Raw genomic sequence first — 17,708 nt, 5'->3', positions numbered from 1 at the left:
GAGCAAGCAGGCACAGACTCGCATTCTCGCGGCTTGCCGCCCGAGTTTTGCACCCTCGCGTCACCCTCTTTTGTCAGAGGGCGCAGGGAAGGCCGGGTGCCGGCTGGCACCCGCGGTCCACTGTGCGATGGTTGCGCCACAAGAGGCTGCACAGCGGCATACAGGTGAAGCCAAACATCCGGCCTTCCCTGCGCAGTGGGTTGACGGCTTATGCCGAGCTCTCCCCGGGGAGCGATGCACTATTGCCCCCGTCGCCTTGCCGATGGCTGATGCGCGGGCCCGGTTGGGCCACACACATCACTGCAAGACTTGACGCACAGACTCCGGGCGTCAGGACGACACGGTTTTGCCGTATGCTGACCGCACCGGTCGTGCGCGCGACGCTCTCGCTCACGGTTGCCCGCCCTGCGAAAACCAATCGCGCCGATGCAGTCGGCGTCCACCACGGCTCATCCCACGTTCGTGACGATCGCGATACGCCCCTCTGACCGGGATGAGGTAGCGCGTTAGTACGCCAAAGCCGAATTTCGGTAAAGCGGAATCTTTTAGCCTGAGCGGATTGACCCGTCGCTAGCGTGTTTTGCCCGGCAGGCAACGCAACGGGTTGTAGGTGCGTAAGGTGGGTTACGGCCGGCGGCAGACCAGATCGATCTCGATCAGCGCGTCATAAGCGAGCCCGGTGACGCCGACACAGGTGCGGGCTGGAAGCCGGCCGGGCGCGAAATACGTGCGATAAGTCTCGTTCATCGCCGTATAGTCGTCCTTGAAACGGGTAAGATAGATTCGCGCCATCACGACGTGCTCGAGGCCGAGATCGAGGCCGGCGAGAACCACTTTCAAATTCTCCATCACCGCGCGGGTCTGCGCGACGATCCCCTCCGGCAGCACGCCCGGCGTCTCCGGCGTGTCCGGCATCTGACCGGTGACGAAGACAAAACCGTCGGTCTCGACGGCGTGGCTGAAGGGCGCGACCGGCTTCGGTCCGCCGCTGATCATGTGGAATTTCACTTGAGCTATCCCTGGGTTTAAGGCGCGTCCTGAAACAGACGCTTGCTGATGATGGCGTGCACGCCCCAGTTGCCGTCGACGACCTGCGTGACGCCGAAATCGACCGCGGCCGACATCAACGCGATCGCCTCGTCCTCGCTCAGCCCTTTGACGTTCATCAGGAAGCGCCGCATCTTGCGGAACGCGTCTTTCATGGCGAGGTCGAGCGAGGATTTCGCGTAGACTTCGCTCTGGCCCTGCGCGCCGAACTCGGCGAGGTAATTGGGATGGCTGAAGCCGGTCAGCACCCAATCGGTCTCGGTCTCGATCAGGGGATAGGAGAGATCGGCAAACGGACGGCCGGCCAGATCGGCCTTCTTGTGCAGGATCACCTCGAACGTGCCGGTCATCGAGCACTCGATCGCGGTGCCGCTGAGTTCGCCGTCGCCCTGTGTGGCATGGGAATCGCCGACCGAGAGCAGCGCGCCGGGCACGGACACCGGAAGATAGACGGTTGACCCCTTCCCCAGCCGCCAGTTGTCGAGGTTGCCGCCGAAATATGACGGCGGCACGGAGTCGATGAAATCGACCTCGCGCGGCGCCACCGCGATCACACCGAAATGCGGCCGCAGGGGAATGCGGATGCCGTCGAGTACGGCGTGCCGTCGCTTGATCGTGGCGGGCGCGACGGGGACGCCGGGATAATCGTAGGTGGCGTGGACGACGCCGAACGGATCGGTCTGCGGCTCCCAGCGATAGGAATAGAGCGCACGGGCGTGGGGCTCATCAGGATCGTCGAAGATCTCGTAGATGGTAACGACTTCGCGCGGCTTGGGGCCGCCGAGAAACTCGTTGTAGTGATAGCCCCACCACGCCGCGACCGAGGAGCCGAACACACGGCCCGCATGCTTTGGATTTCGACTCGCGCGCGGCACGATGTCGAGGATCCGGACCTCCAGAACATCGCCGGGCTGGGCATCCTTCACCGCCACCGGCCCCGTGCAGATGTGGACGCCGAACCCCTCGCCGGCGCCGCGGCCGAACACGCTGGCGTCCATCGGACCGGCGCCGCGGCGATCGACGTTCTTCTTGTCCCGGGTCCAGCCGAACACGCTCTCGGCGGCGGCATCGCCCGCGATCATCATGTCTGGGGCGTCCGAGGCGTGCTGCGTCAGCGTCTCGATGGTGATGGTGTCGCCGGAAGCGATCTCGATCTGCGGCGGCAAGGAGCGGCTGAAATAGCCCCAATGGACCCGGCTGGCCTCGACCGGAAGATGGTGGTGCCTGCGCTCGGCGGTCCGCGGCTCGCCCGGGCCGGTTCGGGTAACATTGCTGCGTGCCTCCGCGTTACTCTGATGCGCGCGCGCCAGCGCATCCTGGGGCCAGCCGCGTTGACCGGTGACGCCATGTTGCGCTGTCGCGCGCTCCGCTTCCTGCTGGCGAAAATCGCGCGGCGGCAGGCCGAAACGATGCCGGAAGGCGCGGCTGAAATGCGCGGAATCGCCAAAGCCATAGGCATAGGCGATCTCGGAGATCGAGCGATGCGCTTCGAGGGGATTGGACAGATCGGCCCAGGCGCGCTGGAGCCGGCGCTCGCGGACGTAATGGGTAAAGTTGTCGCCGACCGTCTCGAACAGCTTTTGCAGATAGCGCTCGGAAATCCTCTCGGCCAGTGCGACGCGCGCGGGCACCAGATCGGGATCGTCGAGGCGGCGCTCGATGGTCTGGCAGATCCGGTGCAGCAGCGCAGCCTGCGTCACGCTCGACCCGGCATCGGACGTCGAGGCCGCCAGTTGATGCGCGAGCGTCAGGAGGAGATCGACCAGGGCCTGTGAAACCGCATTCCATTCGACATCGCCCAAAGTATCGAGCGTGCGGGCGGTCGCGTCCAGCAGGCGCGCGAAGATTTCGGCAAATCCGCCCGGTGGAACGACGCGCGGCTCGCCGAGCCGAGGTTTACCCGAGAGGCGCCCATGCAGCGCCTCCGATGTCGCGGCCAGCACGATGGCGCGCATATCGCGCTGGAACGCGATGCTCCAGTCGCCGCCGCGCGGCAGCAGCACGAGATGGCCGACGGGGACAATGCGATGACCGCCCGCGCTTTTCAGCACCATGCCGTCCTCGACCGGCATCAAGGCGATCGGCAGATCGTCGTTGGCCTGTGAAAGCGGTCCAACACTCTGTGCGCCCGCGGCCAAACGCGTCAACGCAACACCGGCGGCATGGCGATGGGACGCCGTCGCGTGCCCGTCGAAGAAGGAGTGGCCGGTCGCCGGTTGCAGGCCAACCGCGGCCAGCACGTCCCGCCAGGCTTCTGGGCGGTCGTCTTGCGCGTAGGACTCGCTCGTAAACGGGCGGAAGCTCATTGGATCGACCCAGATTGCAGTCGATCGAAGCAACCTCTGTGCCAGACGCACGCGATCATCCGTCGCCGCGACAGGCCGCAAATGATCTCCGCTCGTCACCTGTTCATCTCAAAAACGAAATGTCCTTCAACGCATTAGTCGCATCGGAAGATATTCTTGCGGATCGTGCCGTGGACGCCCCAATTGGCATCGACGACCTGGGTGACGCCGAAATCGGCGCCGACCGACAACAGCGAGATGGCTTCGTCCTCGCTCAGGCCATGCACCGTCATCAGGAACCGGCGCAACTTGCGGAAGGCGTCGCGCATCGCACGGTCGAGGCTCGAGTGATTGGCAATCTCCGTTTGCGCGTCGGCGCCGAGAGCTGCGAGATAGTTTGGATAGGTGAAGCCGTAGAACGACCAGGCCTGATCGGTCTCCAGCATGGGATGATCGAGACCTTCGAGATTGGTGCCGGCGAGATCGGCCTTCTTATGCAGGATAAACTCGAAATCGCCGGTGAGCGACGTTTCGATCGCGGTGCCGCCGAGCTCGCTGTCGCCTTGGGCTGCGTGGGGATCGCCGACCGAGAAATAAGCGCCGGGGACGGCGACCGGATAGAACATCCGCGCGCCCTTGCCGATGCGCCAGTCGTCGATGTTGCCGCCGGTATAGCTCGGCGGAATCGAGCTGACGAAATCCGCCTCCGACGGCGCGAGGCCCATCGTGCCGAAGTGCAATCGCGCCGGCACCTTCACGCTTGCGAGGATGTTCTCGCGCTTCCTGATGGTGGCGTGATCGACGCGGACGCCGGGATAGTCGATGGTCGGATGCACGATGCCGTCAGGGTCGGTCTGCGGCGTCCAGACGTAGTTGTAGACCGCCTTCGCGTAGGGCTCGCCTGACGTATCGAGCTCGAAGATGGTGACGACCTCGCGCGGCTTCGGCTCCTCGATCAGGTCGTGATAGTGAAAGCCCCAGTTCGCCGCGACGTTGGAGCCGAAACAGCGTCCGGCATGGCAGGCGCTGCAGCTTGGCCGCGGCCGGACGTCGAGGATGCGCACCTCGAGAATATCGCCGGGCTCGGCGCCTTCGATTGCAACAGGACCGGTGAGGAGATGCACGCCGATCCCCTCGCCTGCGCCGCGGATGAATGGACCTTCGACCGGGCCGGAGCCGCGGCGCGCCACCGCCTTGTGCTCGCGCGTCCACTGGAACACGCTCTCCGCGCCGGGATCGCCCTGGATCATGCGCTCGTAATCGTCATTGGCGTGATGGGTGAGCGTTTCGATGGTGGCGCGATCTCCCGAACGCAGCGTCAAGGCAGGAGCAACGGCCTTGGAGAAATAGCCCCAATGGACGGTTTTCGGCGAAACCGGCAGCGTGAAATGCTTCATGACGTGGCCTTTTCGGGAGTCTTGAACCTTGTGGAGGCGACGCTCATCGCACCGCCTCCGGGGTCTTGTCGGCTTCCATCACGCTGAGGAAGCGCGCGGTCAGCGGGTTGCGGGGATTGGAGAGCACCTCGTGCGCCGGCCCCTCCTCGATGATCGCGCCGCCGCTCAAGAAAGCGACGCGGTCGGCGACCTCGTCGGCGAAGCGGATCTGGTGGGTCGAGATGATCATGGTGAGGCCGTCGTCGATGGCGAGACGGCGGATCACCTCCAGCACCTCGTTGACGAGCTCGGGGTCGAGCGCCGAGGTCGGCTCGTCCAGCAGCAGCACGCTCGGATTGGGCGCCAGCGCACGCGCAATGGCGACGCGCTGTTGCTGGCCACCGGACAGATGTCGCGGCAGCGCGTCGGCGCGATGCGACAACCCGACGCGGTCGAGCAGCTCGGTGGCGCGGCGGTCGGCATCGATGCGGGTCATGCCGTGGACCCAGCGCAAGGGACCGGCGATGTTCTCTTTCGCCGAGAGATGGGCGAATAGATTGAACTGCTGGAACACCATGCCGACGCCGACGGTGGCCCGCTCGTTGGCGATTGCGCGCGGCGACAGCAGCTTGCCGTCGTCGTCGAAACCGAGGCGGCGGCCGCCGACGCGCACGGTGCCTCCGTCCCAGCTTTCGAGATGGTTGATGCAGCGGAGCAGCGTGCTCTTGCCGGAGCCGCTGGGCCCGAGCAGCGCGACCACCTCGCCCACGCGCACGGTGAGATCGAGGCCGCCAAGCACTTTCTGCGCGCCGTAGCTCTTGGTGAGGTCCTTGGTCTCGACCGCGATGTTGTTGCGCGCAATCGTCGCAGCACGCCGGGTACGTTCTTCACGCGTCAGTGCCAGCGGCGGCGTGTCGGCAGGCTCGGTCTGCACGGGCTCGGGATCGGCGGCGGTCGCCTCAGTGAGTTCGAGCTTGGTCGCGAGATCGACACGACGCCACGGCAGGTCATCGGCGAGCTTGCGCCGGCGGCGCTTCGTAAGAACTTTGGCGCGATCGAGATCGAGCAGCCATTCGACGAAGAGCTGGATCACGCTGATGGCGAAGGTCAGCACGAGATACAGCAGGCCCGAGGCGAAGAAGATCGAGAAAAAGTCGAATGTCGAGGATGCGAGCTGGGTCGAACGCAACGTCAGCTCCTGCACCGCAACGACGGAGGCCAGCGAGGAGTTCTTCAGCGCACTCACTGCTTCGTTGCCGAAGGCCGGGATCATGGTGCGGATCGCCTGGGGCGCGATCACCCGGCGCATCAGGATCGACGGCGTCATGCCGAGCGCCTGGCCGGCCGTCACCTGCCCGCGATCGACGCCCAGCACGCCGGCGCGGAGCATTTCGGCGATGAACGGCGCCTCGTTGCAGGCCAGCGCAAGGCCCGCGGCGAGCACCGCCGGCAGCTTGATGCCGATGTGCGGCAGCGCGTCGTAGGCGAACACCATCTGCAGGATCAGCGGCGTGCCACGGAAGATCACGGTGTAGGCCCTGGCGATCGCCGCCAGGGGCCAGAAGCGGGACAGCTGCATGCCGGCGAGGATCAATCCGAGGATCAATCCGCCGCCGAGCCCGAGGGCGGTCACTTCGAGGGTGAGCTCGATGCCCTCGAGCAGATACGGCATGCTCAGATAGTGGAGGAACAGCGACATCAGTCAGCCGTCAGAATGTCCGGCTCCTTGAAATTGTTCACATCGAGCTCCCACTTCTTGAGCAGCTCCATGTGCGTGCCGGCCTTCTGCACCTCGATCAGCGCAGCGAGCACGGCGTCGCGGAACTTCGGCTTGTCCTTCGGGACGGCGATGCCGACCGAATAGGGAATTGTCACCGCGAGCGCCTTCTCGAGCTTGTCGGGATAGGCCTTGACGGCGGTGTCGACCGTGTTGACGTCGTTGATGTAGGTGTCGGCGCGCCCGGCGAGGATCGCCTGAATGCAGTTGGCATTGTTGTCGTAGAGCTGGATCGTCGGCTCGGCCTTGCCGGCCTTCTTGCACTCCGGGACCAGCGCCTGGATCAGGGGCACCTCGACATAGCCGGTGTTCTCGGCCGCCGCTGTCCCGCACATCGACATGTTGATGCCGTTGATGCCCTTCGGATTGCCCTTGGCGACCAGCACGCCATCGAACACCTTCGAGTAGGTGATGAAGTCGGCGGCCTTGGCGCGTTCCTTGGTGGCATAGATATCGGAAATCACGATGTCGGCCTGTCCGGCGGCGAGCGTCGTCAGGAGCGCCGCAAAGGTCACCGGTTTGTAGGTGAGCTTGAAGCCGAGGCATTCGCCGATGGCTTCGCCGAGATCGATGTCGAAGCCGATATATTTGCCGGGGTCCTTCGGGTCGATCGTCTCATAGCCCGGCGTATGCGGGTTGATGGCGTTGACGAGGGTCTTGCCTTTCCAGTCCGGGTATTTCTCCTGGAGCGCGGCACAGGCAGCGGGTGCTGCGGCCTGGGCGCTCAGCGGCGTTGCGGCGACAAGGCCGCACGCGATGGCCGCGCCGAGCGCAACCCTGCGCGATGGCAATGATGCGCGCGCGATCCCCCGCGCATGGGGCAATACCCGTCTCTCCATCTCCAGCTCCTTCGAATTGTCATGGCACTGGCCATGTTCCAGATCTCGGAGGCGAGCCTAGGGGGGATGCGAACCGGAAAGCTTGTCCGCGGGCGTACAAAAAATTGGATGAACGGAGCCTGCAATTTGGGCAGGCGGCTGCACAAAAACTGTTCGCGATACGACGCACCGCCGATGCGGATTCCGAATTCGGGAGAACCAAATGATGCCGAAGCGAGCTGCAATCTGCGCCGCCATGGACTCATTTGGTGAGGCGCCTTGACAGAGATATGACGATCGGACGACGCATCTGCTTTCAGCATCCGTGATACATCACGGCCTTCCACAGCCTGTCCGCAGCATATCCACAGCCCCACTATGCCGGATTCGCGAGTTCGCGCGAGCCACTTGCTGCGCACAAACACACAGGCCCGGCATGTCAGCCGCCAGCCTGGTCGAACACGGTGCGGCAAGCCTCGCTCAAGCTAGAGCGGTTACGGCGCAGGCAGGCCGTGATGGCGCGGACGTTGGGGATTTCGCCGGCGCAGAGCCGGTAGACGTCGGGGGAGCAGGCCCGGCGCTGCTCCGGCGTGCCCTGCTGCGCACTCGCGGCGCTGGCAAACAGCGTCAGGAACAGCCCGACCGTCGAGGCGCGACGCGCCCGGCTTCTCACACCCGCAAACCGCATGAACCTCGCCTTCATGACCAGTCTCCTGTCTGCCCTGCTCGGCCGGCCCGCATTGGCCGGCGTGTGCGAACAGGTAGGAGGAATAAACCGCGCGAGATGTGATCTCTTTCACACTGGCCGCTGCTTGGAGACGCCTAGAGTTCCCCGGGGATTCTTGGGGTTTTCTGGGGGCTTTCTCGGGGCTTTCTTCGAGTTTTCTGGGGACTTTTCAGGAATCGCTAACCAAACGGATCTCGATCGGCCGATCGTTAAAATGCGAACGATCGGGTCAATCGGGAAACAAACCGGCTTTGCGACAGTGCGCCATCCGCGTTCCGGAGGGTGTGATGAGCGAAGTCGAATTCAACTTGATGCTGGAAGCCGTCCGCGACGCCATGATCAATGAAGATTTCGCGCCCGCGCCGGAGGAGGACCTCGTGCCCCGCTCGTGGAGCTTTTTCGCGACGCCCAAGGCCGCGAACGACAATGAGGGTGCCTGGCCCCTCGTGCCGTTTCCGGACGGCTGGTACGCCGCCTGCTGAGACCGTCGAGCCCGACGTAAGGGCCCCGGGCCTGCTGCGATCAATTCTTGACGCTGTCCTCGTCGTCTTGTTGCGCCCGGTCGGGTGCCGCCGGCGGAAAGATGCTGTCATAGATCGCGCGCGCCTCGGCAATGAGGCGAGCCCGCTCCAGCTCGGACTTCGGGATGAATCGGACGATCTCGCCCACGTGTACTCCAGCGCTTGTTGGGGACTGCATCCCTTCGCAGATGCGAAGTCTATGCCATCGGGCCTGAATCGAGGGTTTCCAACAGGCCCCGGGCAAACCCGGTGGGCGGGGCAGCCGGCTCCGTCCGCAGGATTGGCGGGATTAGCGTCAAAATCCAATTTATGCTGAGAGATCAGAAGCTTGCTATGGAGGCCACGTCGGGACTCGAACCCGAGTAAACGGTTTTGCAGACCGGCGCGTAACCACTCCGCCACGTGGCCCCGTAACGGCGGAGCAATATAGGGGATCAACGGCTTAGGCAACCCCGGCCGGGCAGTTACGCCTTCGCAGCCGCGAGGTATCGGGCAAGAATCTCCTCCGTCGTGCCGGCTGCGGTGATGCGCCCTTCCTGAAGCAGGATCGCACGGTTGCAGGTGCTCTTGATCAGGTCGACGTCATGCGAGGCCAGCACCAGGATGCCAGCGCGGGCGACGATCTCATCCAACCGCTGCCGCGCTTTTTTCCGGAACTGCTGGTCGCCGACGCCGATCCATTCGTCGAGCAGCACGATCTCGCCCTCGACGGCGGTCGCGACCGCAAAAATCAGGCGCAGCATCATGCCGCTGGAATAGGTGCGCAGCGGCAGGTCGAGCCGGTCGCCGAGCTCGGTGAAGTCAGCGATCTCCGCGCGCCGCGCGTCGATCTCGGTGCGCCGTGCGCCGATCACCAGGCCGCGGCGCATGATGTTCTCGTACCCGGTCGCCTCCTCGTCGAAGCCGGCCGACAGGTCGAACAAGGACAGGCAGCGGCCGAGCACGTCGATGCTGCCCGCGGTGGGGTGGTAGATGCCGGCCAGGACCCGCAGCAGCGTGGTCTTGCCGGCACCGTTGGCGCCGACGATGGCGACGCGGTCACCCGCATGAATGTCGAGGTCGATGCCATCAAGCGCGGTGACGATGTGCGGACGCGGCGCCTCGCGCCGCAGGGTCATGGCGCGGACGAAGCGGCTGCGCAGCGAACGGTCGCGGAACGACAGCACCGGAAACATCACAGAGACGTTGCGCAGTTCGATATGGGCCGCAGTGCTCATCCCGCCCTCACAGCCAATACGCCACACGGCGGCGGTATTTTGCGTAGCACCCCAATCCAACGGCGGTGACGACGATCGCGTAGCTGAGGCCGAGCAGCCACTGCTCCGCATCCATCGGCTGCGACAACAGCGGCCTGCGCACGAGATCGAGCAGCGTCGCGAACGGATTGGCTCGGGTCAACCAATGGAACGCGGTGCCGCGCACGCTGTCCTCGGTCCAGATCACGGGCGTGAGGAAGAAGACGAATTGCAGGCCGCTCACGATCGCTGATCCAATGTCGCGAAAGCGCGCGCAGAGCATGCCGAGCGCGACCGACCCGCCGAGCAGCACGACGAGCAGGATCGCAAAGCCGGGCACCACGAGCAGCATGGTCCAGTGCAGCGGCCAGGGCATCACGACATAGAGCAGGACGATGATCAGGAGATGATGGGCGAAGATGAGGACGTTGCGCGCGATCAGCTGCAGCACGTGCACGATCAGCGGTGCCGGCACGGCCTTGATGAGATGACCGGAGGCCACGAAAATATTGGAGCCTTCCTGGAGTGTCGTGGCGATCAGGGTCCAGACGATCAGGCCGACCGCGAAAGGCGGCAGGAAGCTGGCGATGTCCTGCTTGAACAGCGTGGCGTAGACCGTTCCGACGCTGACGATCGTTGCTGCCAGCGTCAACGTGATCCAGAGCGGACCGATCACGGTGCGCCGGTAGCGCAACGAGATGTCCATCAGGGCAAGCGTGCCCCAACGATCGAATTGCGCCGTCTGGGCCAGGATTTCCTTCGCTGCGCTCCGAATTCGGCTGCCCCCTTCTGGTTCCTGACCTGTCGGCCGATGGTCTATCTGCCCGCTCAGAGGGAGGCAATCAACCGCACGGACGGGGTAGGCTAACTCAGGACCGTTTGCCGCGCCGGGCACCGCGGCGGCGGTCCTTGGCCACCGGCTTTGGCGCCAGTTCCGGCAGCTCGGCCTGAACCTCGCGGTAGCGCGTCAGCAGCCGTTCGAAGCTCGCGTTGAGCGTCTCGGCGATGTCGGGGCGCCGCTCGAGACCGGCCAGCAGCGCGGCGGCTGCCTCGATGGTCGACAGTCCGTCCTTGCGTGGCTCGCGGCGCAGGCGCCCGTAACGTGATGGATGCGCCGGGTTGAGGATCACGCGCTGGCATTTCAGCATCCAGGGATTACGCCACCACAGCGCCTTGGCCTGGCTCCAGGTGCCATCGAGCAACACCACACCTTCGAGCTTGCCGAGAATGGCGCGCTGGTTGTCCGCGACCTCGCCCTTGCGGTTAAGCGCGACGATTTCACCCTCTACGTCGAGGTCGGCTGCGCGGGCGGAGCCGAGATAGAGCACGGCCCAGTGCGAGGCGTTCTCGATCGGGTGCCCGAGCGCCTTGGACAGGCTGGGCCAGGACAGGCCGACCCGCACGGTCGCATCGGCAAAATGCCTGGCCAGCAGCCGCGCCGTGCCGAGCGCCCTGTCCTGCTCCTGCGGATGCTGGAGGATCAGGAGCTCGAGGCCGTTCTCGATCGGCGTGACACTGTCGCAGATGCAGAGCGGCATCGGCTTCTGACAGTGCGGACATTCGGGAATCGGCTCCGGTGCGGCCGCCGTGGTTTCAGCTGGGTTCGACATGTCGCCGCTATACGCTTGAAGCGGCGCTGCAACAACCTATTCCGCCGGCGCCGCGAGTGGCTGCGGCTCGGACCGCCGGCGCAGGCGGTCGATCAAGAGGTAGATCACGGGCGTGGTGTAGAGCGTCAGGATCTGCGAGACGAACAGGCCGCCGATGATGGTGATGCCGAGCGGGCGGCGCAACTCCGTGCCCGGACCGGTCGCGATCACCAGCGGAATGCCGGCGAACAGCGCCGCCATGGTCGTCATCAGGATCGGGCGGAACCGCGCCTGGCAGGCCTCGAAGATCGCTTCCGCCGAGGACAGGCCACGCTGGCGCTCTGCATCGAGCGCGAAGTCGACCATCATAATGCCGTTCTTCTTGACGATGCCGATCAACAGGATGATGCCGACGAAGGCGATCACCGTCAGCGGCGTGTTGGTGATCTGGAGCGCGAGCAGCGCGCCGAGGCCGGCCGAGGGCAGCGTCGAGATGATCGTGAGCGGATGGGCGAGGCTCTCATAGAGCACGCCGAGCACGATATACATCGCCACCAGCGCGCCGAGGATCAGGAGTGGTTGACGCCCGCTGGTCTTGGCGAAATCGCCGGCATTGCCGTCAAAGCTGCCGCGGATGCCTTCGGGCATGTGCAATTCGTCGACCGCACGCTGGATGTTCTGGGTGGCTGCCTGCAGCTCCACATTGGGCATGGTGTTGAACGACACTGTGGTCGAGGGCACCGACTGCGAATGATAGACCGCAAGCGCAGCAAGCCCTCGCGTCGCATGCACCACGGTGGACAGCGGCACCTGCACGTCGCCTGAGCCGGCGACATAGATGCGCTCGAGATTGGACGGATCGACCTGGAATTTCGGATCGATCTCCAGCACGGTCATGTACTGGTTGCGCTGGGTGTAGATGATCGAAATCTGGCGCTGGGAGAAGGCGTTGTTCAGGGCATTGTCGATGTCCTGAACCTTGACACCGAGCGCTGCTGCTTTCTGGCGATCGATGTTCAATGTCAGCTGAAGTCCGCCGGGATCGCGGTCGCTGGAAATGTCGGTGATGCCCTCGACCGTCTCCATCCGCTTGGCCACGATCGGCGCCCACTTCTGAAGCAGGTCGAGGTCGGTGCTCGATAGCGTATACTGGAAGTTGGAATCGCTCTGCCGGCCGCCGGCGCGGACGTCCTGGGCGGCGAACATGAAGAGGCGGATGCCGGGCACGGGAAACAGTGCTTTCCGCAACCGGTCGATCACGACCTGGGTCGAGACGTGGTCGCGTTCTTCCGGCGGCTTCAGGCTGATGAACATGGTGCCGCGGTTCGAGGTCGCGCCTCCCGGCCCACCTCCGTTGCCGACGGTCGAGCCGATGCCGGCCACGGCCGGATCCTGCATCACAATGTCGGCGAGCCGCTGCTGCAGCGTCAGCATCGACTGGAAGGAGATGTCGGCCGAGGCGCGCGTCGCGCCGATGACGAAGCCGGAATCATCCGTCGGGAAATAGCCCTTGGGCACCTTGATGTAGAGCATCACCGTCAGGCCGATGGTGGCGAAGAACACCAGCAGCGTCAGCAACGGGAATTCGAGCACCGCGCGCAAGGTGCGTGCGTAGAACGAGACGACCCGCGACAGCGAGCCTTCGATCAGGCGGTCGAACAGCGTCGCGGAGCCCGACGTGGTTTGCCGGATGTAATGGGCGCAGATCATCGGCGTGACCGTCAGCGACACCAGGGTCGAGACCACGATTGCGAAGGTCAGCGTCAGCGAGAATTCGCGGAGCAGACGGCCGACGATGCCGTCCATGAAGATCAGCGGCGTGAATGCCGCGATCAGCGACAGGCTGATCGAGACCACGGTGAAGCCGATTTGCCTAGCGCCCTCCAGCGCCGCCTGCATCGGCCGCATGCCGTGTTCGAGATTGCGGAACATGTTCTCGATCATGACGATGGCATCGTCGACCACGAAACCGACCGAGATCGCCAGCGCCATCAGCGACAGATTGTCGATCGAAAAGCCGGCGACCCACATCCCCGCGCAGGTTCCGGCCAGCGCCAGCGGCACCGAGATGCCGGCCGCGATCGTCGGCGTCAGGCGGCGCAGGAACACGAACACCACGACCATCACGAGAATAGCGGTCGCGAGCAGCGTCCACTGCATGTCCATCACGCTGGCGCGGATCGTGCTGGTGCGGTCGACCAGGGTGGAGACATCGACGCCGGCCGGGATCCACTGCTTCAGCGCGGGGATCAGCGCCTTCACCCGGTCGACGGTGTCGATCACGTTGGCGTCGCCCTGCTTGGTGATCTGGATCAGCACCGCCGGCTGCTTGTTGAACCAGGCGATCGAGCGCGCGTTGCGGACGCTGTCCTCGATGTCGGCGACGTCGGAGAGCCGCACGAAATTGCCGTTCGAGCTCTTGATGACGATATCGCGGAATTCCTTGGCCGTGCGCATCTGCTTGTTCAGCGACAGCGTCTCGCTCTGGCGCTCGCCGTTGAAGATGCCGACCGGACCGAGCGGGTTGGCGTTGACGATGGCGGTCCGCACGTCATCGGTCGCGATCCCCGCATTCGACAGCGCGACCGGGTTGAGCTGGATCCGCACCGCCGGCTGGTCCGCGCCCGACACCGTCACGTCGCCCACGCCCGGCACCTGCGATATGCGCTGCGCCAGCACGGTATCGGCGACGTCGTAGATGGCGCTGGCGGACAGCGTCTTGGAGGTCAGCGCCAAAACGAAGACCGGTGCGCCGGCCGTATTGGCCTTGCGGAAGCGCGGCAGCGCCGGCAGGTCGCTCGGCAAATCGACCAGCGCCGCATTGATGGCGGCCTGCACGTCACGCGCGGCCTTGTCGATGTTGCGGCCGATGTCGAACTGAAGCTGGATGTTCGCCGTACCGAGCGATGACGTCGAGGTGATCTGATTGATGCCAGCGATTTCGCCGAGCCGCCGTTCCAGCGGCGCGGCGACGGTTGCGGCCATCACGGAAGGGTCGGCGCCAGGACGGCTTGCCGAGACGAAGATGGCGGGAAAGTCGACATTCGGAACGGACGCGACGGGCAGGAACTCGTAGGCGACGCCCCCCAGCAGGAACAGCCCGATCGACAGCAGCGTGGTCGCGACGGGGCGGCGGATGAAGGGCTCCGAGATCGATGCCATCACTGCATCCCCTCGGTCGCGCCGGCCGTCGGCGGCGCGTCGGGCTCCGGCGGCGGCAGCGCCTGCTCGAGCCGGCGGTTGATGCGGTCGAGCGCAAGGTAGATCACCGGCGTGGTGTAGAGCGTCAGCAACTGGCTCAGCAGCAGGCCACCGATGATGGAGATGCCGAGCGGAAAGCGCAGCTCGGCGCCGGTGCCGCTCTCGATCGCCAGCGGCAGCGCGCCGAACAGCGCGGCCAGCGTCGTCATCATGATCGGGCGGAAGCGCAGCAGACACGCCTGCACAATCGCCTCATGCGCCGGCATGCCCTGCCCGCGCTCGGCCTCGAGCGCGAAGTCGATCATCATGATCGCGTTCTTCTTGACGATGCCCATCAACAGGATGATGCCGATCAGACCGATGACCGAGAGGTCCTGCCCGCACAGGATCAGCGCCAGGATCGCGCCGACGCCGGCCGAGGGAAGCGTCGAGAGGATCGTGATCGGGTGGATGTAGCTCTCGTAGAGCACGCCCAGCACGATGTAGATCGTGATCACGGCGGCGAGCAACAGCCAGGGCTGGCCGGCAAGCGCCTTGGCGAACTCGGCGGCGTCGCCGGCATAGACGCCGACAATGCTGTTCGGCATCTCGATCCGGGTCTCAATCGCCTTCACGGCCTGGACTGCATCGCCAAGCGCCGCACCGGGCGCGAGGTTGAAGCTCAGCGAGATCGCCGGGAATTGCGCCTGGTGCGAGATCGCGAGCGGCGCCGTGGTGCGCTTCAGCGTCGCCACCGCGTCGAGCGGCACCTGAGCATTGGGCGCGCCAACGACGGAGCTGCTGGCACCGCCCGGCAGGTACAGCTTTGACAGGATCGAGGGATCGCGCTGGTACATCGGCAGCGCCTCGAGCACCACGCGGTACTGGTTGGCCTGGCCGTAGATGGTCGAGATCTGCCGCTGTGCAAACGCATCGTTCAGCGTATCGGTGATGGCTTGCAGGCTGACGCCGAGCTGGCCGGCACGGGTGCGGTCGACGTCGAGCTGCGCGCGCAGGCCGCCTTCCTGCGCCTCCGAGGAGACGTCGCGGAACAACGGATCGCGCCGCATCTCGTCGACGAGCTTTTTGGCCCATTCCGACACCAGCGTCGCGTCCGTGCCGGTCAACGTGTACTGGTATTGCGACCGGCTCGACTGGGTCGATATCTGCACGTCCTGCACCGGCTGGAAGTAGACGGTCATGCCGGGGATGCCGGAGACCTTCTCCTTCAGCCGCGTAATGACCGCGCTGACATCGTCGCGCCGCTCGCCGCGAGGCGTCAGGCTCATGACGAGACGGCCGACATTGGTGGTCGGATTGACCGAGCCCGCGCCGATCACCGAGACCACGCCGGTCACGTCAGGGTCGGCCTTGATGGCATCGGCGGCCGCGGCCTGTCGCTTCTGCATCTCCGCAAAAGAGACATCAGGCCCCGCCTCCGTCACCGCCGTGATCGAGGCGGTGTCCTGCAGCGGCAGAAAACCCTTGGGTGCGACGACATAGAGCACCAGGGTCGCGATCAGCGTCGCAAACGTCACGACCAGCGTCGTGCGCTGATGCCGCAATACTACCAGCAGCGTGCGGTGGTAGAACTCGACGGTGCGATCGATGAAGCGGCTGACGGCGGCCAGCCCCGGCACCGCGAACTCCTCATGGGCGTGCTTGAGCAGCCGCGAGCACATCATCGGCGTCAGTGTCAGCGACACTACGGCCGAGGTCACGACCGCGATCGTCAAGGTCAGCGCGAATTCGCGGAACATGCGGCCGACCAGGCCCGACATGAACAACAGCGGGATGAACACCGCGATCAGCGACACCGTCAGCGAGATCACGGTGAAGCCGATTTCGCTCGCGCCCTTGAGCGAGGCAGTCATTGCGCTGTCGCCATTTTCCATATGGCGCACGATGTTCTCGATCATGACGATGGCGTCGTCGACCACGAAGCCGGTGCCGATCGTGAGCGCCATCAGCGACAGATTGTCGAGGCTGAAGCCGGCAAAATACATGATGCCGAAGCTCGTGATCAGCGACAGCGGCAACGCCACGCCGGCGATCAGCGTCGCCCGCAGCGAGCGCAGGAACAAGAGCACCACCAGCGTCACCAGCACGACGCTGAGGATCAGTGTGAACTGCACGTCATGGACGGAGGCGCGAATGGTGACGGTGCGGTCGGAGACGATGGTCAGGCGCACGCCGGCCGGTATAGCGCGCTGGACTTTCGGGATCTCGGCCCGGATCTGGCTGACGACGTCGATGACGTTGGCGCCGGGCTGGCGCTGGATGTCGATGATGACAGCGGGTGTGCCCTGGTACCAGCCGCCGGTGCGGTCGTTTTCGAGCCCGTCGACGATCTGGGCGACGTCGCCGATCGTCACCGGCGAACCGTTGCGATAGGCGATGATGATCGGCCTGTAGGCGTCGGCGGCGGCGATCTGGTCGTTGGCGGCGATGATGTAGGATTGCTGCGCGCCGTCGAGCGAGCCCTTGGGACCGGAGACGTTGGCGTTCGCGATCGCGGCGCGCAAATCCTCCATGGCAATGCCGTAGGCAGCCAGCCGCGCCAGATCGGCCTGGATGCGCACGGCCGGCTTCAGCCCGCCGAGCACGGTGACCCGACCGACGCCGGAAATCTGGCTGAGCCGCTGCGCCAGCAGCGTGTCGGCGATGTCGCTCATCGCCCGCAGCGAGATCGTATCCGAGCGCAGCGCCAGCGTCATCACCGGCGCGTCCGCCGGGTTCACCTTGGCGTAGGTCGGCGGATAAGGCAGCGTCTTGGGCAAGACGCCTGCGGCCGCATTGATCGCGGCCTGCACGTCCTGGGTCGCGCCGTCGATGTCGCGATTGAGGTCGAACTGCAGCGAGATCTGGCTGACGCCGAACGAGCTCGTCGAATTCATCGCGGTCAGCGACGGGATCTGGCCCAGCTGCCGCTCCAGTGGCGCGGTAATCAGCGAGGCGATCACGTCGGGGCTCGCGCCCGGCAGCTGCGTCGACACCTGCACGGTCGGGAAATCGACCTGCGGCAGCGCGGAGACCGGCAGCGCGAAATAGCCGAGCGCGCCGCCAATCAGCAGCGCAATGCCGAGCAGAGAGGTTGCGATCGGCCGGCGGATGAAGGGTTCAGAGACACCCATGAGATGCGCCTGCCGCTCA

Annotated in this window: 13 protein-coding genes and 1 tRNA gene; 1 reads left to right on the top strand and 13 read right to left on the bottom strand. The window is 65.1% G+C overall.

What is annotated here, in order from left to right:
• Nucleotides 1-624: 624 nt before the first annotated feature.
• The 6 genes from K3F49_RS21300 to K3F49_RS21275 form a co-directional block, all read right to left on the bottom strand.
• Entirely contained in the window at nt 625-1,008 is a 384-nt protein-coding gene (locus tag K3F49_RS21300; protein WP_234682903.1) for a RidA family protein, read from the bottom strand.
• Nucleotides 1,009-1,025: 17 nt separating this feature from the next.
• Complete coding sequence (locus tag K3F49_RS21295) at nt 1,026-3,353, bottom strand: acetamidase/formamidase family protein (RefSeq protein ID WP_234682902.1); 2,328 nt, start codon at nt 3,351-3,353, stop codon at nt 1,026-1,028.
• A 134-nt stretch (nt 3,354-3,487) separates the two neighbouring features.
• Nucleotides 3,488-4,729 (bottom strand): acetamidase/formamidase family protein, encoded by a 1,242-nt coding sequence (locus tag K3F49_RS21290; RefSeq protein WP_234682901.1) that lies wholly within the window; start codon nt 4,727-4,729, stop codon nt 3,488-3,490.
• 43 nt (nt 4,730-4,772) lie between these two features.
• Entirely contained in the window at nt 4,773-6,407 is a 1,635-nt protein-coding gene (locus K3F49_RS21285; protein WP_234682900.1) for an amino acid ABC transporter permease/ATP-binding protein, read from the bottom strand.
• Nucleotides 6,407-7,324 carry an ABC transporter substrate-binding protein gene (locus tag K3F49_RS21280; protein ID WP_234682899.1) on the bottom strand — a complete coding sequence of 306 codons (918 nt, stop codon included), beginning with the start codon at nt 7,322-7,324 and terminating at the stop codon, nt 6,407-6,409. The genes K3F49_RS21285 and K3F49_RS21280 overlap by 1 nt, the downstream gene beginning before the upstream one ends.
• 418 nt (nt 7,325-7,742) lie before the next feature.
• Nucleotides 7,743-8,006 (bottom strand): hypothetical protein, encoded by a 264-nt coding sequence (locus K3F49_RS21275; RefSeq protein WP_234682898.1) that lies wholly within the window; start codon nt 8,004-8,006, stop codon nt 7,743-7,745.
• Between the two features lie 311 nt (nt 8,007-8,317).
• Here K3F49_RS21275 and K3F49_RS21270 point away from each other — a divergent pair, with 311 nt between their 5' ends.
• Nucleotides 8,318-8,512, top strand: coding sequence for a hypothetical protein (locus K3F49_RS21270; protein ID WP_234682897.1), 195 nt, complete (start codon nt 8,318-8,320; stop codon nt 8,510-8,512).
• Nucleotides 8,513-8,552: 40 nt separating this feature from the next.
• On the opposite strand, the gene K3F49_RS21265 is transcribed toward K3F49_RS21270, so the two are convergent.
• The 7 genes from K3F49_RS21265 to K3F49_RS21235 all read right to left on the bottom strand — a co-directional run bounded on the left by K3F49_RS21265 (nt 8,553) and on the right by K3F49_RS21235 (nt 17,689).
• Nucleotides 8,553-8,699, bottom strand: a complete 147-nt coding sequence (locus tag K3F49_RS21265; RefSeq protein WP_164933816.1) for a hypothetical protein — start codon at nt 8,697-8,699, stop codon at nt 8,553-8,555.
• Between the two features lie 186 nt (nt 8,700-8,885).
• A tRNA-Cys gene (locus tag K3F49_RS21260) sits at nt 8,886-8,959 on the bottom strand.
• Between the two features lie 56 nt (nt 8,960-9,015).
• Nucleotides 9,016-9,768 (bottom strand): ABC transporter ATP-binding protein, encoded by a 753-nt coding sequence (locus tag K3F49_RS21255; RefSeq protein ID WP_234682896.1) that lies wholly within the window; start codon nt 9,766-9,768, stop codon nt 9,016-9,018.
• A 7-nt stretch (nt 9,769-9,775) separates the two neighbouring features.
• Complete coding sequence (locus K3F49_RS21250; protein ID WP_234682895.1) at nt 9,776-10,492, bottom strand: ABC transporter permease; 717 nt, start codon at nt 10,490-10,492, stop codon at nt 9,776-9,778.
• A 163-nt stretch (nt 10,493-10,655) separates the two neighbouring features.
• The gene (locus K3F49_RS21245; RefSeq protein WP_234682894.1) at nt 10,656-11,396 is read right to left on the bottom strand and encodes a tRNA-uridine aminocarboxypropyltransferase; all 741 of its coding nucleotides are present in this window, start codon (nt 11,394-11,396) and stop codon (nt 10,656-10,658) included.
• A gap of 36 nt (nt 11,397-11,432) precedes the next feature.
• The gene (locus tag K3F49_RS21240; protein ID WP_234682893.1) at nt 11,433-14,537 is read right to left on the bottom strand and encodes an efflux RND transporter permease subunit; all 3,105 of its coding nucleotides are present in this window, start codon (nt 14,535-14,537) and stop codon (nt 11,433-11,435) included.
• On the bottom strand, nt 14,537-17,689 hold the full coding sequence (locus tag K3F49_RS21235; protein WP_234682892.1) for an efflux RND transporter permease subunit: 3,153 nt from the start codon (nt 17,687-17,689) through the stop codon (nt 14,537-14,539). The genes K3F49_RS21240 and K3F49_RS21235 overlap by 1 nt, the downstream gene beginning before the upstream one ends.
• Nucleotides 17,690-17,708: the final 19 nt, after the last annotated feature.

The sequence above is a fragment of the Bradyrhizobium monzae genome (genome assembly GCF_021458635.1).
In the GTDB taxonomy this organism is placed as follows: Bacteria; Pseudomonadota; Alphaproteobacteria; order Rhizobiales; family Xanthobacteraceae; genus Bradyrhizobium.
This window is presented reverse-complemented; position numbering and strand designations above follow the sequence as displayed.